18 protein-coding genes and 1 pseudogene are annotated in these 18,430 nt (G+C 62.6%); 10 read left to right on the forward strand and 9 right to left on the reverse strand.

Translation table 11 applies throughout. The features are described 5' to 3' along the window. Positions 1 to 69: 69 nt before the first annotated feature. The 6 genes from MOV74_RS06615 to MOV74_RS06640 all read left to right on the forward strand — a co-directional run bounded on the left by MOV74_RS06615 (position 70) and on the right by MOV74_RS06640 (position 6,439). Positions 70 to 864: an enoyl-CoA hydratase/isomerase family protein gene (locus MOV74_RS06615; protein ID WP_246919151.1), complete on the forward strand. Its 795-nt coding sequence runs from the start codon at positions 70 to 72 to the stop codon at positions 862 to 864. 10 nt (positions 865 to 874) lie between these two features. Beyond that, positions 875 to 2,134: a CaiB/BaiF CoA-transferase family protein gene (locus tag MOV74_RS06620; RefSeq protein WP_246919153.1), complete on the forward strand. Its 1,260-nt coding sequence runs from the start codon at positions 875 to 877 to the stop codon at positions 2,132 to 2,134. A 64-nt stretch (positions 2,135 to 2,198) separates the two neighbouring features. Next, complete coding sequence (locus MOV74_RS06625; RefSeq protein WP_246919155.1) at positions 2,199 to 3,191, forward strand: tripartite tricarboxylate transporter substrate binding protein; 993 nt, start codon at positions 2,199 to 2,201, stop codon at positions 3,189 to 3,191. A 208-nt stretch (positions 3,192 to 3,399) separates the two neighbouring features. Next, the gene (locus tag MOV74_RS06630) at positions 3,400 to 3,882 is read left to right on the forward strand and encodes a tripartite tricarboxylate transporter TctB family protein (RefSeq protein ID WP_246919157.1); all 483 of its coding nucleotides are present in this window, start codon (positions 3,400 to 3,402) and stop codon (positions 3,880 to 3,882) included. A gap of 11 nt (positions 3,883 to 3,893) precedes the next feature. Further along, positions 3,894 to 5,432, forward strand: coding sequence for a tripartite tricarboxylate transporter permease (locus tag MOV74_RS06635; protein WP_246919160.1), 1,539 nt, complete (start codon positions 3,894 to 3,896; stop codon positions 5,430 to 5,432). Next, positions 5,429 to 6,439: a 4-hydroxythreonine-4-phosphate dehydrogenase PdxA gene (locus tag MOV74_RS06640; protein ID WP_246919162.1), complete on the forward strand. Its 1,011-nt coding sequence runs from the start codon at positions 5,429 to 5,431 to the stop codon at positions 6,437 to 6,439. The genes MOV74_RS06635 and MOV74_RS06640 overlap by 4 nt, the downstream gene beginning before the upstream one ends. A gap of 3 nt (positions 6,440 to 6,442) precedes the next feature. Here the strand turns inward: MOV74_RS06640 and MOV74_RS06645 are convergent, their stop codons facing one another. From MOV74_RS06645 to MOV74_RS06680, 8 genes are all read right to left on the reverse strand, one after another. After that, positions 6,443 to 6,859: a cupin domain-containing protein gene (locus tag MOV74_RS06645; protein ID WP_246919164.1), complete on the reverse strand. Its 417-nt coding sequence runs from the start codon at positions 6,857 to 6,859 to the stop codon at positions 6,443 to 6,445. A gap of 38 nt (positions 6,860 to 6,897) precedes the next feature. Continuing rightward, complete coding sequence (locus MOV74_RS06650; RefSeq protein ID WP_246919166.1) at positions 6,898 to 7,641, reverse strand: SDR family oxidoreductase; 744 nt, start codon at positions 7,639 to 7,641, stop codon at positions 6,898 to 6,900. 922 nt (positions 7,642 to 8,563) lie between these two features. Further along, entirely contained in the window at positions 8,564 to 8,851 is a 288-nt protein-coding gene (locus tag MOV74_RS06655) for a hypothetical protein (RefSeq protein WP_246919169.1), read from the reverse strand. A 706-nt stretch (positions 8,852 to 9,557) separates the two neighbouring features. Then, complete coding sequence (locus MOV74_RS06660) at positions 9,558 to 11,363, reverse strand: monovalent cation:proton antiporter-2 (CPA2) family protein (RefSeq protein WP_246919172.1); 1,806 nt, start codon at positions 11,361 to 11,363, stop codon at positions 9,558 to 9,560. A 70-nt stretch (positions 11,364 to 11,433) separates the two neighbouring features. Beyond that, positions 11,434 to 12,291 (reverse strand): SDR family oxidoreductase, encoded by an 858-nt coding sequence (locus tag MOV74_RS06665; protein WP_246919175.1) that lies wholly within the window; start codon positions 12,289 to 12,291, stop codon positions 11,434 to 11,436. Positions 12,292 to 12,321: 30 nt separating this feature from the next. Continuing rightward, positions 12,322 to 13,053, reverse strand: coding sequence for an isochorismatase family protein (locus tag MOV74_RS06670; RefSeq protein ID WP_246919202.1), 732 nt, complete (start codon positions 13,051 to 13,053; stop codon positions 12,322 to 12,324). A gap of 245 nt (positions 13,054 to 13,298) precedes the next feature. Then, positions 13,299 to 14,273 (reverse strand): glutathione S-transferase family protein, encoded by a 975-nt coding sequence (locus MOV74_RS06675; protein ID WP_246919179.1) that lies wholly within the window; start codon positions 14,271 to 14,273, stop codon positions 13,299 to 13,301. Between the two features lie 98 nt (positions 14,274 to 14,371). Then, positions 14,372 to 15,262 (reverse strand): S9 family peptidase, encoded by an 891-nt coding sequence (locus tag MOV74_RS06680; RefSeq protein ID WP_246919182.1) that lies wholly within the window; start codon positions 15,260 to 15,262, stop codon positions 14,372 to 14,374. A gap of 354 nt (positions 15,263 to 15,616) precedes the next feature. Between MOV74_RS06680 and MOV74_RS06685 the strand changes: the two genes are divergently transcribed. The 4 genes from MOV74_RS06685 to MOV74_RS06700 all read left to right on the forward strand — a co-directional run bounded on the left by MOV74_RS06685 (position 15,617) and on the right by MOV74_RS06700 (position 17,954). Further along, positions 15,617 to 16,039 (forward strand): DoxX family protein, encoded by a 423-nt coding sequence (locus MOV74_RS06685; protein WP_246919185.1) that lies wholly within the window; start codon positions 15,617 to 15,619, stop codon positions 16,037 to 16,039. An 80-nt stretch (positions 16,040 to 16,119) separates the two neighbouring features. Next, positions 16,120 to 16,785, forward strand: coding sequence for a CoA pyrophosphatase (locus tag MOV74_RS06690; RefSeq protein WP_246919187.1), 666 nt, complete (start codon positions 16,120 to 16,122; stop codon positions 16,783 to 16,785). A gap of 148 nt (positions 16,786 to 16,933) precedes the next feature. After that, positions 16,934 to 17,698: an IS5 family transposase gene (locus MOV74_RS06695; protein WP_246919190.1), complete on the forward strand. Its 765-nt coding sequence runs from the start codon at positions 16,934 to 16,936 to the stop codon at positions 17,696 to 17,698. Between the two features lie 34 nt (positions 17,699 to 17,732). Next, a complete protein-coding gene (locus MOV74_RS06700; RefSeq protein WP_246919193.1) occupies positions 17,733 to 17,954 on the forward strand; it encodes a hypothetical protein in 222 nt (73 codons plus the stop codon). Positions 17,955 to 18,124: 170 nt separating this feature from the next. Here MOV74_RS06700 and MOV74_RS06705 read toward each other — a convergent pair. Beyond that, positions 18,125 to 18,430: pseudogene (locus MOV74_RS06705) on the reverse strand (methyl-accepting chemotaxis protein); the annotation flags it as partial.

Consider the following 18,430-nt stretch of genomic DNA (forward strand, 5'->3'; position numbering starts at 1 on the left):
TTCAAGTTCCAGCTTGAAAATCTCATATTTTGCATTCAAAAATGTAAAAAACAGGAGGGCGCCGAGGAAATGGACCTGCAAGTCGAGGCAGAAGACCTCCTTTTTGAATGCAAGGAGGGCATCGGGCGGATCACCTTCAACCGCCCGCAGGCCCGTAACGCCTTCACCTTCGCCATGTACGAGCGGCTCGCGGCGATCTGCGAGGAAGCCAACCGCGACCACGCTATCAAGGTGCTGGTGCTGCGCGGGGCCGGCGACAAGGCGTTCGCCTCGGGCACCGATATCAACCAGTTCCGCGAATTCAGGACGCCGCAGGACGCGATCGATTACGAGAACCGGATCGATCGTGTGCTGACCACGCTCGAACAATGCCGGGTGCCGACCATCGCGGCGATCAACGGGTTCTGCACCGGAGGCGGGGCGGGCATTGCCGCTTCCTGCGATCTGCGCATCGGCACGACAAGCGCGAAAATCGGGTTTCCCATCGCCCGCACGCTCGGCAACTGCCTGTCGATGTCCAATGTCAGCCGTCTCACCGCGCTCATCGGCGCCGCGCGCGTCAAGGATCTCATCTTCACCGCGCGCCTCGTCGACGCCGCCGAGGCTGCAAGCGTGGGGCTGCTCGGCGAGGTCGTCGACGATCCCCAGGCCCTCGATCGGCGCGCCGACGAGGTGGCCCGTCTCGTTGCCAGCCATGCGCCGCTGACGCTGAATGCGACCAAGCAGGCAGTGGGCCGCCTGCAACGGCGGCTGACGCGGGACGAGGGCGAGGACCTCATCCTGATGTGCTACACGAGCCATGATTTTCGCGAAGGGCTCGATGCATTCCTCAACAAGCGTGCGCCGCAATGGCGCGGCCAATAGGGACGCCCCGATGCAAAGCGATCGATCGCAATCCAACTCTCGCCGTTCGGGACCGCTGGCTGGCCTCAAGGTCATCGATCTCACCCATGTCATGGCCGGGCCGACCTGCACCCTGATGCTCGCCGACATGGGCGCCGACGTCATCAAGATCGAGAAGTCGCCGAACGGCGACGACACCCGCCATTCGGTCCCCCCGAAGATCGGCGACGAGGCGGCCTCCTTCCTGATGATGAACCGCAACAAGCGCGGCGTCGTGCTGGATCTGAAGACCGACGGCGGCAAGCAGGTGCTGCGGCGGCTGATTGCAAACGCCGACGTGCTGGTCGAGAACTTCGCGCCCGGCGCGATGGAGCGCCTCGGCTTCGGCTATGAGGATCTGCACGCCGAATTCCCGGCGCTGATCTACTGCTCGCTGTCGGGCTTTGGCCGCACCGGTCCCTACAAGCATCGTCGCGGTTTTGACCTCGTCGCGCAGGCGATGAGCGGCATCATGAGCTTTACCGGCGAACGTCCCGACGGTCCGCCCGTCAAATGCGGCCCGCCGCTGTCCGACATCACCGCCGGTCTGCTCGCGAGCATGGGCATCCTCGCCGCCTATACGCATCGTCTCAAGACCGGCGAAGGGCAGTGGGTCGAGACCTCGCTTTACGAGGCTGCCCTGGTGCAGACCTATTGGCAATCGACCATCGCGCTCGCCGCGGGCACCGCGCCGCGCGCGATGGGCTCGGCCCATCCGCTCAACGCGCCGTATCAGGCCTTTGAGGCCTCGGACGGCTGGCTCGTGGTCGGCGGCGCCAACAAGAAGCACTGGCTGTTGATGCTGGAGGCGCTCGGCGCCAGCGAGCTCGCCGCCGATCCGCGCTTCGTCACCGGGGCCGACCGCATGGCGCACCTGAAGGAGCTCGAAGCGGTCCTCGGCGAGCGCTTCCGCACCAAATCGCGGGCGCACTGGCTCGCGGCGCTGGACGAGAAGGGCGTACCGTGCGGACCCGTGCATGACATGCTGGAGGCACTGAGTGATCCGCAGACGCTGGCGCGCGAGATGGTCGTCGAGGTCGAGCATTCCACCCTCGGTCCGGTCAAGACGATCGGCCTTCCCGTCAAGTTTTCGGAGACGCCAGGCAAAGTGCGATCAGGGGCGCCCGTCTATGGTGAGCACACAGGTGAGGTTTTGGCCGAGCACGGGTTCGACCAGAGCCAGATCGAAGCGCTCGAAAAAGAAGGTGCAATCGTGCTGGCCTCAGGAAGACGCGAGGAACGCGTCGCCTGAGCGTATTTCGAGACGACAAGAACAAAGACAAGAACATAAAAGACAAAATCAGCTGGAGGAAATCATGGGTCGGACGTCATTATTCCTGCTCTCCGCAGCCGCGACCGTGCTCGCCGGCACGATGCCGGCGCTTAGTGCCTGGCAACCGCAAAAGCCGATCGAGTTCGTGGCAACCGCCGGGCCGGGCGGCGGGACCGACAATCTCGCCCGCGCGGTGCAGAACATCATCACCAAGCACAAGCTGACGGAGCAGCCGATCGTCGTTGTCAACAAGGGTGGCGGCAGTGGTGCGGAAGGCTACGTCTACGGCAAGGCCTCGGCCGGGGATCCCTACAAGGTGATCTTTGGGACGTCGAACGCCTGGCAGCAGCCGCTCGTCTCCAAGGTCGCCTTCAACTACACCGATCTCACCCCGATCGCCGCGATGGCGCAGGACGAGTTCCTGCTCTGGGTCAAGCAAGACGCTCCCTTCAAGTCGGCGGGCGATTATCTCAAGGCGGCCGCATCGGGCGAGTTCAAGATGGGCGGCGCCCAGTCAAAGGACACCGACGAGGTGCTGACGCGGATGATCGAGAAAGCCGGCAAGGTCAAGCTGACCTATATCCCGTTCAAGAGCGGCGCGGAGACCGCCGTGCAGCTCGCCGGCGGACATCTCGATTCCCACGTCAACAACCCCAGCGAAAGCCTCGGGCAATGGCGCGGCGGCACGCAGCGCCCGCTCTGTGTCTTCAGTCCGAAACGGTTGCCGCAGGGGCCCAAGGTCACCGCAAGCGAAGGCTGGAGCGACGTCCCCACCTGCGTCGAGCAGGGGCTCGACATCAAGCAATATGAGCAGCCGCGTACGGTGTGGCTGCCCGGCAAGGTCACGCCGGACCAGGCCGCGTTCTATGTCGACCTCATGAAGAAGGTGCAGGCGACACCGGAATGGAAGGACTACATCGAGAAGACCTCCCAGGTCGACACGTTCCTGACCGGCGCCGAGTTCGACAAGTTCATCAAGCAGGACCTCGAGCACGTCAAGCAGGTCGCGGGCGAGCAGGGCTGGCTGGTGAAGTGAGCTGAATTGTTCGTGGGCCAATCGCTTCCATGAAGCCAATCGCATCCGAGAACCTCATCCTGAGGAGCCCGCGAAAGCGGGCGTCTCGAAGGATGGCCGCGGGCGCCATCCGGCCTGTGGCCGTCCTTCGAGACGTGCGCAAGGGCGCGCTCCTCAGGACGAGGCTGGTGAATGACGTCCTGTTGTCTCTCGTCATCGGGAGCCCCGAATGATCTCCCGCCGCGCGCTTGAACTTGCGACCGCCATCCTCACGGGCGGTTTTGGTGTCGCCGTCGTCGTTTCCAGCCTCGACAACGGCATCGGCTGGTCGAGTGCGGGGGTCGAGGCCGGTACGTTTCCGTTCCTGACCGGCATCGTCATCGTGCTCGGAAGTCTCTACAACCTGGTGCGGGGCGCGCTGCCGGTGGCGGCTCTGGCAAACGTCCCCATCGCCATCACGTCCATCGAGTTGCGCCGGCTTGCCGGCCTGTTCGTGCCGGCTGCGATCTTCGTCGCCGCTATCCCGCTGACCGGCATGTACGTCGCTTCGGCGCTCTATGTCTTCGCGGTGCAGGCGATTCCCCGGCACCAATCCGTGCCGCGCGCGCTGGCCATGGCGGCAGCGACCGCGCTCGCGCTCTATGTCGTGTTCGAGCGCATGTTCCAGGTGAGCCTGCCGCACGGCGCGCTTGCTGCGGCGCTCGGGTTCTGACGGAGAGGCCGATGGAGAATCTCTCGGAGCTCTGGCACGGCTTCACCATCGCGGTCACCATGCCGCACCTCGTCCTCATGGTGGTTGGCGTGCTGCTCGGCATTCTGGTCGGCGTGCTGCCGGGGCTTGGCGCGCCGAACGGCGTCTCGCTGCTGCTGCCGCTGACCTTTGGCATGCAGCCGGTGTCTGCCATCATCCTGCTCTCCAGCATGTATTGGGGCGCACTGTTCGGCGGCTCGGTCACCTCGATCCTGTTCAACATCCCGGGCGAGCCGTCCTCGGTCGCCACCACCTTCGACGGCTATCCGATGGCGCGCGACGGCCGGCCGACCACGGCGCTCGCCACTGCCTTCGGCTCGGCCGCGTTCGGTGCGCTGATCGGCGTCATCCTGATCACCTTCCTCGCATCGTGGGTGGCGCAGGTCGCGCTCGCCTTCGGGCCGGCTGAATATTTCGCGGTCTATTTCCTGGCCTTTGCGAGCTTCGTCGGCATGGGCGGCGCGGCCCCGATCAAGACGATCGTGGCGCTGGCGATCGGCTTTGCGATCGCAGCGATCGGCATCGACACGGTGTCCGGCAGCGTCCGGCTCACGATGGGGGTCGACGAACTGGTCAAGGGGGTGAACTTCGTCGTCGCGGTGATGGGCCTGTTCGGTATCGGCGAGCTGCTGGTTGCCGTCGAAGAGGAGTTTCATGCTCGCGCGGTTTCCTCGAAGATCGACTGGTCCGAGGTGTTCCGCGCGGTCGGCCGCCTGCCGCGGCATGGCATTGCGCTGCTGCGGAGCGCTGCGATCGGATGCTGGATGGGGATCACGCCGGGTGGCCCGACCGCGGCCTCCTTCATGAGTTACGGCATCGCCCGCCGCTTCTCGCGTCGCGGTCGGTATTTCGGCACAGGGGAGGTCGAAGGCATCATCTCGCCGGAGACCGCCGATCATGCCGCTGGCACCAGCGCGCTGCTGCCGATGCTCTCGCTCGGTATTCCCGGCTCGGCGACCGCGGCCGTCATGATGGGCGGGCTGATGATCTGGGGCCTCAATCCCGGGCCCATGCTGTTCGTCGACCAGAAGGACTTCGTCTGGGGCCTGATCGCCTCGATGTATGTCGGCAATATCGTTGCCGTCGCGCTGGTGCTGCTGACCGTTCCGGTCTTCGCCGCCTTGATGCGGATACCTTTCGTGGTGATCGCGCCGCTGATCGTGATCATCTGCGTCGTCGGCGCCTATTCGGTGTCGAACTCCTATCTTGACGTCGTGATGATGCTGGGCTTCGGGATCGTCGGCTATCTCTTCAAGAAGCTGTTCTATCCACTGGCGCCGCTCGTGCTCGCGATCGTGATCGGCGACAAGGCCGAGGATGCGTTCCGGCAGTCGATGCTGATGTCCAAGGGATCACTCGGGATCTTCTTTGCAAACAAGCTGGTGACGTGCCTGATCGTCGCCGGCATTGCGCTTCTGCTGCTTCCGCTCGTGCTGCAGCTCGCGCGGATCCGGCGCAAGCCCGCATCCCCCGCAACCGAAACGACCGCCCAGGAGAAGGTGATCATATGACCGCAAAGCCGCTGATTGCATTGGCAATGGGAGATCCCGCCGGCATCAGCCCGGAGCTGACGGCGAAGCTCACGGTGCAGGACGACATCCGTGCCCAAAGTCGGCTCGTCGTCATCGGTGACCGTCGCATCTTCGATGCAGGCGCGCGCATTGCCGGCGTCAAGCCGGAGCTGACGACAGTGGAGCAGGGGGTCGACCTGCGCGCGGCAGAGGGCGAGGCGCTGTTTATCGATCTCGGCCATCTCGATCCCAAAGAGGTCGAACCGAAGTCTGCGACCCTTGCCGGCGGAAAGTTCGCCCTGACGAATTACAAGCACGCACTCGAACTGGGCCGCGACGGACGTGCCGATGCCGTCTGCTTCACGCCCTTCAACAAGCAGGCGATGCGGCTTGCCCGCGCTGAATATGATGACGAGATTGCGTTCTCAGCGGAGGTGGTCGGTCTCGAGACCGCGGCGAGCGAGTTCAACGTGCTGGACCGGCTTTGGAATGCACGGGTGACTTCCCATATGCCGCTCAAGGACGTCGCCGGGCGGCTGTCCAGCGAACGCATCCATCGCGCGCTCGAGCTGACCGATTCCTGCATGCGCAAGGCCGGCTTCGCGCGGCCACGCATTGCGGTTGCTGGTCTCAATCCGCATGCCGGCGACGGCGGCAATTTCGGCCGCGAGGAGATCGATATCATCGCGCCCGTGGTCGCGGCCGCACAGCGCCAAGGCATCGCCGCGGAGGGGCCGTTTCCCGCCGATACTGTGTTTCTGCGCGCCAAGGGCGGCGCCTTCGATGCGGTGCTGACGATGTATCACGACCAGGGCCAGATCGCGATGAAGCTGATGGGCTTCGATCGCGGCGTGACCTTGCTCGGCGGCTTTCCATTCCCGATCTGCACGCCCGCGCACGGCACCGCCTACGACATCGCAGGACAGGGCGTCGCATCGATCGGCGCCAGCCGCGCCGCACTGCTGCTGGCGGCAGAGATGGCGGCGACCGGAAAGCGCCCTGGGTGAACGCTACTTCGCGATCGGCGTCGTCAGCTCCTTGTCGGTCGTGTCCACCACGAAGACGGCCAGCAGCTTCGCCGGCTCGGTGTCGCTGGCATTGGCGCTCACTCCATGGCGATCACCCGGCCGCTCGGAGAAGTTCTCGCCCTTGTGAAAGACCTTGGTGGGGCCGTCATTGACCTGGCTGCGGATCGCGCCTTCCAGGACCGTCGCATAGATGAAGGCAGAGGGGGCGTGGATGTGGGCGGGTGAGGAGCCTCCGGGCCCGTACTCGACGAGCACGCCCTTCATGCTCTTGCCGGGCACGTTGGGCAGCGCCTGGTCGAACACGACCGTGACTTTCGCCAATGACGCTGCCGGCTCGGCTGCATGCGCCGTCAGCAATGAGGCGGCATAAACCGCTGTGGCGATCAGCAATCTGCGCATGGGGGCTCCTTCACTGCGGTGGTCCGTGATTGCAGGTCTCAGAGGCTCGCGAGCCATGTTGCGAGCGGCGTTGCCCCGAGCCGGGCCTCGCCGAGCGGATTCAGCGATGTGTCGTCGATGGGGCCGCCGTAATACGGTGCCTTTGGGTCTCCGACCACCGGACGGGCGTCGCCGGATGCCTTCAGGCGGCGTGCGATGAATTCATTGAAGGGAGCCTTCTCGGGACCGGCGATGTCGATCGTGCCATTGAGCGGCCTGCCCGTTGCGACCTCGGCGAGGCGCACGGCGACGTCGTCGGCAGCGATCGGTTGAAACAAGGCCGAGGGAACCACGATCCTGCCGTCTGTCGCACCCGTTTCGGCAATGGCGCCGAGGAATTCGAAGAACTGGGTGGCGCGCACGATCGAGTAGGGGACCGAGGAAGACTTGATGATTGTCTCCTGCGCGAGCTTGGCACGGAAATAGGCGTTGTCGGGCGACCGTTCGGTCCCGACAATCGACAGGGCCACGTGATGCTTCACGGCCGCCGCAGCCTCTGTCGCGACGAGATTCCTGCTCGAACGCTCGAAGAATTCGAGCACGGCGGCGGGCTCCCAGGACGGCGCGTTGGCGACATCGACGACGACATCCGCGCCCGCCAGTGCCGCAGCGAGGCCTTCGCCGGTCACGGCGTTCACGCCGGATTTCGGCGAAGCTGCCACAGTGTCGTGGCCCTGCTGCTTGAGCTTCGCCACGAGCTTGGATCCGATCAATCCGCTGCCGCCAATCACGACGATCTTCATGACATGTCTCCTGGGCATTGTGCGAGCGTGGGATGGTCAGGGCCATTCCCGTTCGCGCTCCTGGTCGATTAACGTGACGCGACGCGCATCCTAACCGAGCAATGGGGCGGACTCTTGCCTGTAACGAGCCTGACTTGCCGAAAAATGCTCCGGAGATTTCGAGGCGACATTCATGAGAGGGACCGTTCGGGGACGTTGCCTACGGTCGCGCGAGACGGGTACCGCGCGATGACGACGCTCGCGCAGGGCACTTCGGGAACGCGGGTCCGCCTGGGTGTCCGTCCTCGCGCCCGGTCAGCGCGTAATTTTGTCACACTAACCGAGCGCCAGCATTGCCCGTCGTGGCACGACTGGATCGGATTAGACATCAAGACTTATCGTGCGCGTACTTCTCCAACAGCAGCCGATTATATTCATCTCTCACGGCTCTCCGTGAGACATGCCCTCTTCGGTCTTTGGCAATCTTCAGAAGATCAGGATCAGTCGGTGCCCGCGATTTCCGCCTAAATCTCGCAAAAAGTCGGGTAGCAGGCGCCGACGTCCTTCCGAACAGTCGGTCAAACCATCCCATTGTGTCCTCCCGGACAGAGGCGAATGACAAACACTATCACCATGTATTTGCGGGTCAAACGGACAGTGCAACTGGAACTCTTTGAAAGGCTCGCGACCGTATAGTTCGCAACGGGTCAAAAGCGGCGGTCATCGCAATCATCGTACGACGTCCGGTCAGTCGCAGGCAGCCGACATTGCGGCGGTTGCTGCGTTGTTCAGCTCGGGGCCAAGACCGACCCTGCTCCCGTCGAGCCTGCCGCGCGAAAGGCAATCGCAAGCCGTCAGTGGATGAGGCCACGGCTCGGTCTGCCGCGCAAAGGCTAGAGGCCGCGCGGTGCGGATTGTCCGCCCGACTGGCGACGATGCGACGCTACCTGCTGAACGTGTGCGTCTCGAATGCGGTTTCCTGCGGCGGCCCGGCCAATCCCCCCTCGATGCCTTGCGTCAAGCGCGGCATGAGGATCTGTTCGCGGAACCGTTCCCAGCTTTCCTTCGTGTCGTGCACCGCGATCACGGTCCAACCACCGGGCGAGGCCCCGGCCGTGTGGAAGATCTGGCCCGCCGGAAGGCCGCCCGAACTCGGATGCACGGCGGCAATCGACTTCTCGTACTGATCTTTCGTGCCGCCGGGGAAGTGATGAATGATCGCGTAGGCCATGGTTGCTCTCCAACAGATCAAGCAAGCCCCTGCTGTATCGTAGTTCACGACTGTTGGTGCGTCACGCGGAACGTTCAACCACTGCTGGCTCGCCGCCCCTTGGATCAACGGTCGCAACGATCGTGAGTCGACCGCGATCCTGCTAGCTCTGCCTGCGCCCCGGTCCCGAAGGGGGCCGCCCTGCCGACCACTGGGGGCCCGCCCATCGGCAATCGCGCGGGGTTGATCCTTGGGGAGGTCCAATCGCGTACCACCCGAATTTCATGTGTGCTACCTAGGCCGTGTACCCATAAAACCCGCTGCGTGATCCAAGGAAGACTACGTCCGCTTTGCCTCTACAGCGACCACGTTCGTGCGGCAGCGCAATATGTCGCGATGGGCCCAGGCTGTTCGCAGGTAAGTGAAAGAGGCTGCCAACGGAGGCGGCTTTTATTTTCTAGTCTGAGCAAAATTGAATAGGTTGGATAGTCGGCGCGGTTCAGTCTGAGAGTATGGTCCCGAAAACAGATGCCCTGACCTCTGGCGGCGAAGCTTCTTTTGTATCTCGCGTTGGTCGCCGATTTGCTCTTGGACAACCTGTCGGGCTTCCTTCTCGCGCGAGTGCGCAGGAAACTGGGGCATGTCCTTGCGATGTTCCTTGTGGGTCATCAACGCATGTGGCGGCTACAGGGCCGAGGCGGCACTATATTGTGGACGTCGAGTTCCATCACCCCGGCGTCTCCTCGCCTGCGCGCCCGATAAGCTCTGCGGCCTCGATGTTCAGAGCCTGCGCGTCGTGTTGCACCACGCTCAGTGGAGCTGGTGTGGGTCGCGTGCGCAGCAGATCGAGTCCACCGTAGATGCCCTCGGCCTGCTGCACGGCAAGCCGGTCACGATCGCGCGTGCGGAGGAAATCCTCCACGATGGCCGCACGGTCGGGGCGGATACCGATTGCTACGAGAGTCTCGCGGCCAAAGCTCATCGCGGATTCGAAGGTCTCGCGCAGCTCATAGTCGACTTCATGGGCCAACAGTTGCAGCGTGTGGCCCCTGTCGTACGAACGGGCGAAGATCTTGGTGCCGGGAAATTCGGTACGCGTTAGCTCGACGATGCGGTTTGTCGCCCCTTCACCGCTGGTGCAGATCGCAATCAGCCGGGCTCGACCAAGACCTGCCGCGCGCAGCACGTCGAGCCGGGCGCCGTCACCGTAATAGACCTTGAAGCCAAAACGGCCGGCGACGCGGATCATTTCGGGATCGAGATCGATGATCGTGACGTCGACATCCTCGGCCAGCAGGTATTGCGCCACGATCTGCCCAAAGCGGCCAAATCCGATCACCAGTACGGAGGCGTTAGTCCCGTCGAAGTCGTCGGTGGCACGTTGGTCGCGAGTGGCGAAGCGACGCAGAAGCGTCTCCGTCAGCGCCGCGAACGGCGGAGCGATCAGTAGCGTTATCGCCGCGATAGCGGAAAGCAGGCTGCCCTGTGTGACGCTCAAAATCCCGAGCGAGACACCAAGCGGCAGCAACACAAAGGCGAACTCGCCCGCGCCGGTGAGCACCGAGCCCGCGCGCAACGCGTCACCGGGCTCGGAGCATGTTACGCGGAACAGTGCCCAGACCACGCCGGCCTTGAGCAACGTGATGACCAGCGCCGCGGTGATGACCAACCATATATTTTCCCACACGATCGCCTTGTCGATCGTCATGCCGACGCCCATGAAGAACAGCGCCAGCAGGAGGCCGCGGAAGGGCTCTATGTCGGCTTCAAGCTGATGGCGAAAGTTGGACCCCGCGAGCAGGACGCCGGCAAGGAATGCTCCAAGCGCCATCGACATGCCGACGACCTGCATCAGCAACGCGGCGCCGAGCACGACAAGCAGGGCGGCCGCCGTCATCACTTCGCGCGCGCCGGTTCCAGCGAGGAGGCGAAAGAACGGATTGAGGAGATAGCGGCCGGCAAGAACCAGCGCGGCGATGGCGCCCCCGATCAGCGCCACATTCCCGGCAGTTTCGGCCAGGCTCAATTTCGAGCCGGCCGCCCCGGGGGCAGCCAGCAGGGGCACCAGGGCCAGCAACGGCACGACCGCCATGTCCTGGGACAGCAGGATCGCGAAGGCGCGCTGGCCATAGGTGTGCTGCAGCTGGGCCCGCTCCTCAAGAATGCTCAACGCGATCGCGGTGGCGGAGAGCGCGAGCGCCAGACCTGCGACCAGTGCGCCGCGCCAGTCGAATAGTCCGGTCAGTAGCGAGAGTGCCCAGATCACCGCCGTGGTGAGCAGGAGCTGCGCGGTGCCAAGCACGAAGATGTCGCGTCCCATTGCGAGCAGACGCGAGAACTCGAGTTCGAGCCCGATGAGGAACAACAGCATCACCACCCCAAGCTCGGCGACTGGCAGGATGTGCTCGGGCGTGTCGAAGATCTTCAGGCCATAGGGCCCGATCACCACGCCAGCTATCAGATAGGCGACGATGGCCGAGAGTCGACCGAAACGCGCGATCGGTACGCTGACGACGGCAGCGGCGAGCAGCACCAGGGGAAGTCCGATGAGCCCGATTTGGGAGGAGTGCGAATCCATCGGAGGTGCCGCCCCGGCTGATGCGCTAACGGCCGGTAAAGACGGAGGCGTTTTCTTTGATGAACTCGGAAACAGTTCGCGGCGGCCGACCCGTGAGGTCCGCGACGGTGTTGGTGATCGTCACCGTTTTTCCGCCTGCACGTTGATAGGCCCCGATGGCAAGAATGCTCTCGATCACGGCCGGAGGGACGCCTTCTCGGACGCGGCGCGCCCGGGCTTGCTCCGGAGACTCGTCGATAAACCGCAGCTTCTTGCCGATCGTCGCGCCGATAATCGCGGAGGCTTGCCGATATGAAATCGCCTCGCTTCCCGTGACCACGTATGTTTTGCCTTCGTGGCCCGGCTGGGTGAGCGTGACAAAGGCGACGGCAGCGACGTCGCGCGGATCGACGTAGGGAATTTTCCCGTCGCCCGAGGGGGAGTAGATCGCGCCCTCCCTGATGACATACTCGGCTTGGGCGACGAGGTTCGTCATGAAGTGGTGAGGCTGGAGCATTGTCCAGGCCATGCCCGACTCCTGCAGCTCCTTCTCGATCTGGTAATGCCATTGGCCGATCGGGGCCTTCGAGTGGTCGGTCGCAGCGAACGCCGAGACCTTCACCACATGCGAGACGCCTGCAGTGCGCGCCGCGACGATGGCGTTATGCTGCAACGCCACCATGTCTTCATAGTAGTGAGTGAGAAGGAACAGCTTCTCAGCGCCCTTGAAGGCCGCTGGCAAGGTTTCTGGCCGAGCCAGATCCCCGACGACCCATTCGACGCCCGGCAATTCCGGAGCTTTGTTTCGGTTGCGGACAAGGGCGCGTGCGTGGATCCCGGCTTGGGAAAGCAACCGCAGAAGTTCGCTTCCAATGGCGCCCGTGCCTCCAGTGACGAGTATCATACGGGTCCCTCCTGCCAGACGGTCGCCGGCTCACTTCGTAGCGGCACCCGTCGTCGCTTGCTTCGCGGCGTCCTGGGCCTTCTGGTAGCTCTCGATGACCGCCGCGTAGTTTGGCGCCACCAACGCGTAAAGCTTTGCGAGTTCGGCGGCCTCGGGACGATTCCAGGTGCGATGCGCTTCGGACAGCACCGCGTTGGTGGAAGTCGGAATGACTCCCGCCTGGATGAAGCGGGCGACTGTGGTGCGCGATGCCATTTCGCTCGGATCGCCCGACGCATCGATCACGGCATAGACTTTGAACCCGGCCGCCTTCGCGTCCAAGGCCGGAAACATCACGCAGACGCTGGTCCACACGCCGGCCATGATCAGCGTCTTTTTCCCGGTCGCGCGCACGGCCTTGACGAAGTCGTCGTTGTCCCAGGCATTCACTTCGCCTTTGCGTCCCACATAGACTGCATCCGGCGCGAACTGATGAATTTCGGGCATCAGCGGCCCATTCGGTCCGTTGGGCTCGGAAGCGGTCGTTATGACGGGAATTTTCAGGAGCGTCGCGAGTTTCGCGAGCATGATCGTGTTCGAGCGCAATTCGGAGACGCTGATGTCCTTGACGGTCTGGAACAAGCCGGACTGGTGATCCAACAACAGGATGACGGCGTCGGATGCGTCGAAGAGCGCGGCGCCACCGCCCGATGGCAATACGCTGGCGCGTTGCGCGGGATTGTTGGTCTGGGCGAGCGCGTTCGAGGTGGGCGACAACGTCATTAATGCGAGCGCGGAGGCAAACGCGCAGGAAAACAGCTTGGAGGCGATTGACATGACGGACTCCATTCGTGGTTAGGTCGAACCCGTCGACGGTCTGATGCGGTGGACAGGCAGGAGGTCGCTCTACGAGGCAGGCCGACACGTATCTGCCTCTTGTTGAAAACGGGACCACTGCCGGCAGTTGAATGCTTGATCTAAATCAACGGAAGCAGCTTCTTTCCTCGCGCGAGCGCAGATGCTTCGCATCAATCGGGGTGCGGCGCTGACGATCCGAAGTCGATGACCGGTCCGAGCGGTACCACGCCTGTCGGATTGATGGTGGTGTGGCTCTCATAGTAGTGGTGCTTGATGTGGTGGAGGTTGACCGTCTCCGAAACGTTGGGGAGATTGTAAATCTCCCGGACAAAGCGCCACAGCGCCGGATAATCGGCGATACGCCTCAAGTTGCACTTGAAATGACCGTGGTACACGGCATCGAACCGCACAAGCGTCGTGAACAGCCGTATGTCGGCTTCGGTGAGTTGGTCGCCCGTGAGGAAGCATGATTCCGAGAGCCGCCCCTCCAGCCAGTCAAGGGCCTCGAACAGCTTCACGACGGCTTCTTCGTAGGCGGCCTGCGTGGTCGCGAACCCAGCGCGGTACACGCCGTTATTGACGTCGCTGTAGATGCGCTCGTTGAGCGCGTCGATTTCCGCGCGCATGTGCTGGGGATAGTAGTCGCCCGGCGCCGCGTCGATGTCCTCGAAGGCGCTGTTGAACATGCGGATGATTTCAGCCGATTCGTTGGAGACGATGGTCCGGCGGGTCTTGTCCCAAAGGACTGGCACCGTGACCCGGCCGGTATAGTGCGGGTCCGCCGCAACGTAGACTTGGCTGAGCGTCTCGGCACCATTGACGGGATCGCCTGTCACGCATGGGCCCGGCGCGAACGTCCAGCCTCGTTCGCGCATGCGCCAGTTGACCACCGAAAGGGAGATGGCGTTCTCGAGGCCCTTCAACCGTCGCATGATCAGGGTCCGGTGCGCCCAGGGACAGGCCAGGCTGACGTAGAGGTGGTATCGTCCTCGCTCGGCCGGGAAGCCACCCGCGCCGGTCGGACCCGGCGCGCCGTCCGCCGTCACCCAGTTGCGAAACGAGCTTGCCTTGCGCTCGAAGCGGCCGCCGGTACTCGCCGTATCGTACCAGACGTCACGCCATTCGCCGTCGACGAGCATACCCATTTGGGCCTCTTTCTCGCTTCGTTGGGGCTTCCTCGCCGCAGAGAACGTTCCGGAAGATCGCGGGACCTTCAGATGCGGCAAGGGTGACCAGCCGGTAACTAACGTTGTTCGTCCAAAAACTTGCTTACCAACGGCGACCAAATCGGAATGGCATCCGGCGAGCAGATGAAGAAATGACCGTCATTTCCGAACGCCGGTAGCAGATGGTACTCGGCTTTGCCGCCGGCACCGACAAATGCCTGATGCATCCGCTTCGATAGATCCGGTCCGAAGTATGTGTCGTTCTCATTGTAAAGCCATAGCATTGGCACGCGGGACGTATGACCGAACGCCGCGGTCGCTTCGACCAATTTGTCGGGCGCACAATTGTTGTTTGGCTTGCCGCCGACGCGGCCGCCCCGGCCTGCGGCGAAGGTGATGATGGCCTTCACCGCTGCCGGGTTGACGCTCGAGAGTGCGATCGACCCCCATCCGCCGGCGGATTGACCGACGATGATGACGTCCTTCGGTACGATGATTTTTTCGCCGGCCAGGTAATCGATGATCCATTGATCCATCTGGGCAATGGCAAGCCCGGCGTCGCGGAAATTAGGATTCTCGCATTTGCCGATCTTGGAGAAGAACGGCCCATAGAGACCTCGCTCAGGCACGTCGATTGCTGAAGCGCCATAGCCCGGACCGACCGGCGCTACGACAAAGTAACCGCGCTGAGCGAACCACTTCGCCGCATCTCTGAATTCCGCGAGCGGGAAGAAGCTGCGCTCCTTTGGGGTCGGCCCCACACCGTGATTCATGATCACCAATGGGAAGGGACCGGGACCGACGGGGCGGACCACGTAGCCGAAGGTGGGCAACGGAAGCAGAAGCGCCCAAACCTCTTCCTGGATTCGTTGTGACGGCACTTGGTCTTGTGCTTGAGCTGGGACGCTCAGTTGAATCAGGATGAGCGCAACCGCTCCCGCCCAGAGTGCCCGGAAGATCCTACGCATCTTGGTTGCTCCCGATGAGCGATGCGCCCAACTGCTGGCGATGACTTTCGCGGTCTCTCCACGTCTGGCATCAGGCGTCCGATTCACGGCAGGATGACAGCCTTGATCGGATGTAGGCGCGGGCCAACTTCAGAGAAAAGGCGGGTACCTATCCTTGATCTATATCAAGGTCCAGACCGCACGGCGTAGCCACTTCCGCGCGGCGTCGTGTGCGGCGCACTCATACTCTCTTGTTGCACCCTTGGCCGACCGAGTGCCGTACTCGCGCGACTTTGATTTGGATCAAAACAATCCCGAACTGCCGCGCTTTAAATGACAATTGACATTCGCGTCCCATGTCTAGCGGAGCGTGTCATGATCAATCTTGAGAAATACGGTGATGCTGCGGCGCTCGTCGGCCGTCTGTTCTTTTCATCGATGTTCTTGGCGTTCAGCTACGGCAAGCTGACAGCATTCGGGGGTACTTCGGGTTATTTGGCGTCGCTTGGCCTTCCGGCACCCGCACTCTTCACCTTGCTTGCTATCATAATAGAGATCGGCGGTGGCTTGCTTATGCTGGTCGGATACCAAACTCGCCTCGTGGCGCTCGGACTTGCGATCTACGTTTTGGTCTCAGCGTTTATCGGGCACTCGCAACTTGGCGATTCAAACCAGTTTATGCACTTCATGAAGAATATGGCGATCGTTGGCGGTTCGCTCGCCTTCGTTGCTCTCGGTGCAGGCGCTTACTCGTTGGATGCCAGAACCGTAGCGACCGCGAGGCACCGGCCGGCGTAAGGAGCGGATCAGATCACGATGGGACCATTCGCTCGAAACTGCTTACGTCCATCGCGACGCACCGCCTTAGGACAGGCGCGATGACTGGCAGCGCGCCGCGGAGCGACCCTCGTCTCTCTACGGCCCAGTTTTTTGCGCTGGCGCAGGCGCGGCTCTCGCTCGATGGGCCGGAAGCGCTTACCGATCCGCACTTCATCCCGCGCCTTGATGATGCCGATCCGGAATTGATCGCAGCAATTGCGGCGACGCGGCCAATCCGGACGGCCGCTGTGCTCGTCCCGATCATCGCTCGGGCGGAGCCTACAGTGCTGTTCACGCAGCGCACTTCTTATCTTTCGGACCACGCTGGAGAGATTTCGTTTCCAGGTGGCAAGATCGAGGCAGCTGATATCAGCCCGGCGGCAGCCGCGCTACGTGAGGCCGAAGAGGAAGTATCGCTGGACCGCCGCTTCGTTGAGCCGATGGGCTACCTTGACGTCCAACTCACGCCGACCGGCTATCGCATCCTGCCAGTGCTCGCGCGTGTGCAAGAAGGCTTCTCGCTTAACTTCAACCGCGGTGAGGTCAATGACACCTTCGAAGCGCCGCTCGCTCTCCTGATGGCACCGCACAATCACAGGCGTGAAATAGCGGAATGGAACGGCTTGAGCACTAGCGTCTACGCCATTTGGTTCAACGACCGCAAAATTTGGGGCGTGACGGCGGGTATACTCCGCAATCTCTGGGAGCGACTCTACAGAGACTGATGTGTTAAGCGAATGTCCGAATTGGGTCATGAACGCCAAAACTCGAGGTCATCATACTGGGTCCGCTTTCGGTTTCATAGCGACCGCCCCTCGCACGTTGAGCCGAACGTCTTGCTGTGATTCAAGTTCCTGATGGAGGGGGCAGATCATGCGCTACGAACTCACGGACGAAGAGTGGACTGCAATCGGGCCGATGCTACCGAAGAAGGCGCGCGGCGTGCCGCGGGTGAATGATCGTCGTGTCCTCAATGGGATCTTCTGGGTCTTGCGATCTGGAGCGCCTTGGCGCGATCTGCCGGACAACTTCGGTCCGTACACGACCTGCTACAATCGCCTCGTTCGTTGGCGACGAGCGGGCGTGTGGGCCCAGATTATGAACGCTCGGGCGGGCGCCCATGATGCGGCCGTCCAAATGCTCGACACTTCCATTGTCCGCGTGCATCAGCATGGAGCGTGCATCACCAGAAACTGGACACAGTCGATGGGACGGTCACGGGGCGGGTTGACCAGCAAGATTCATGCGCTCGTCGATGGTAATGGCCTTCCTCTACGGCTGGCACTTACATCTGGTGGGGCCCATGACAATCGACTTGCTGGAATATTGCTCTCGGATCTGAAATCCGGGTCGATGCTGCTTGCCGACCGAGGCTACGATGCCGATTGGATCAGGGACCTCGCCATGAAGAAAGGCGCGTGGGCCAACATCCCGCCCAAAAGCAATCGAAGCTATCCAATCTGCTTCAGCCCTTATCTCTACCGCGCCCGCAACAGGATCGAACGGTTCTTCAATCGGATCAAGCAATGTCGTCGAGTGGCTACACGCTACGATAAACTTGCCGACAACTATCTTGCCTTCGTGCAGCTCGCATCCATCCGGTTATGGCTGGCTGCGCGTAATGAGTACACACCCTAGTTAGGTAGCAAAATGGTAGCAGGAGAAGCTGATCATGACTGACGATCAGGTCAATCTCGTCGTTCAGCACCTTTGCGAGCAATTGCACTTGGCGCTCCGATTGAAGGACAGCGAGGCACATCCACCAAACGCCAAGGATATTGGATTTGATCCTGCCTCTGTAAGATCTGTATTGCTGACCGGGTTGCGTTCGGCGGGTGTCGTAACGATCCACCACGAGGCAGCCGTGGCGAGCGAAGAGCCGCCGTGGTCCTAAACGCAAAGATGCGGGACAGAAGCCCCGCGCCCGACGAGTCAAAGCGATTTGGCGGGCGCAAAAAACATCAAGCAAAACAACACTCACGCTACTGTGCATGGGGTTGTTTTTCAGGTTTTTGATCGGGCAGGCTACCCCCGTCCGATTTTGCGGGGCGGCCGCTTCTCGCCTCACGCCCCGCAGACGATCACGCCATACCAGCCCAGACCCCGATAGGTCTCGTAGCCCGGCGTCGCATGGAAGGCGACGAGCGAGCCGTTGCGGTCGTGATAGAAGCCGGAGCGCTGGCCGTTCAGCGAGATCGAGATGCGCTCGCTGAGGATGCCCTGGCCGTCGGACGCCGCGAGGACGCGCAAATTTGAATCGACCAGCAGCACGCGGGCCCGGTCGCTGTCGCCGATGCGCACGCCCTGGACGATGGCGCGGGCCTGCGGCTCCCAGTCGAAATGAATGGCGAGCACGCCGATCGGGGCGCC

The sequence above is a fragment of the Bradyrhizobium sp. SHOUNA76 genome (genome assembly GCF_023006445.1).
In the GTDB taxonomy this organism is placed as follows: domain Bacteria; phylum Pseudomonadota; class Alphaproteobacteria; order Rhizobiales; family Xanthobacteraceae; genus Bradyrhizobium.

Excerpts from the sequence above, each read along its gene's own strand:
- MOV74_RS06615 (WP_246919151.1), top strand. The coding sequence starts at position 70 with ATGGACCTGCAAGTCGAGGCAGAAGACCTCCTTTTTGAATGCAAGGAG.
- MOV74_RS06620 (WP_246919153.1), top strand. The coding sequence starts at position 875 with ATGCAAAGCGATCGATCGCAATCCAACTCTCGCCGTTCGGGACCGCTG.
- MOV74_RS06625 (WP_246919155.1), top strand. The coding sequence starts at position 2,199 with ATGGGTCGGACGTCATTATTCCTGCTCTCCGCAGCCGCGACCGTGCTC.
- MOV74_RS06630 (WP_246919157.1), top strand. The coding sequence starts at position 3,400 with ATGATCTCCCGCCGCGCGCTTGAACTTGCGACCGCCATCCTCACGGGC.
- MOV74_RS06635 (WP_246919160.1), top strand. The coding sequence starts at position 3,894 with ATGGAGAATCTCTCGGAGCTCTGGCACGGCTTCACCATCGCGGTCACC.
- MOV74_RS06640 (WP_246919162.1), top strand. The coding sequence starts at position 5,429 with ATGACCGCAAAGCCGCTGATTGCATTGGCAATGGGAGATCCCGCCGGC.
- MOV74_RS06645 (WP_246919164.1), bottom strand. The coding sequence starts at position 6,859 with ATGCGCAGATTGCTGATCGCCACAGCGGTTTATGCCGCCTCATTGCTG.
- MOV74_RS06650 (WP_246919166.1), bottom strand. The coding sequence starts at position 7,641 with ATGAAGATCGTCGTGATTGGCGGCAGCGGATTGATCGGATCCAAGCTC.
- MOV74_RS06655 (WP_246919169.1), bottom strand. The coding sequence starts at position 8,851 with ATGGCCTACGCGATCATTCATCACTTCCCCGGCGGCACGAAAGATCAG.
- MOV74_RS06665 (WP_246919175.1), bottom strand. The coding sequence starts at position 12,291 with ATGATACTCGTCACTGGAGGCACGGGCGCCATTGGAAGCGAACTTCTG.
- MOV74_RS06670 (WP_246919202.1), bottom strand. The coding sequence starts at position 13,053 with ATGACGTTGTCGCCCACCTCGAACGCGCTCGCCCAGACCAACAATCCC.
- MOV74_RS06675 (WP_246919179.1), bottom strand. The coding sequence starts at position 14,273 with ATGGGTATGCTCGTCGACGGCGAATGGCGTGACGTCTGGTACGATACG.
- MOV74_RS06680 (WP_246919182.1), bottom strand. The coding sequence starts at position 15,262 with ATGCGTAGGATCTTCCGGGCACTCTGGGCGGGAGCGGTTGCGCTCATC.
- MOV74_RS06685 (WP_246919185.1), top strand. The coding sequence starts at position 15,617 with ATGATCAATCTTGAGAAATACGGTGATGCTGCGGCGCTCGTCGGCCGT.
- MOV74_RS06690 (WP_246919187.1), top strand. The coding sequence starts at position 16,120 with ATGACTGGCAGCGCGCCGCGGAGCGACCCTCGTCTCTCTACGGCCCAG.
- MOV74_RS06695 (WP_246919190.1), top strand. The coding sequence starts at position 16,934 with ATGCGCTACGAACTCACGGACGAAGAGTGGACTGCAATCGGGCCGATG.
- MOV74_RS06700 (WP_246919193.1), top strand. The coding sequence starts at position 17,733 with ATGACTGACGATCAGGTCAATCTCGTCGTTCAGCACCTTTGCGAGCAA.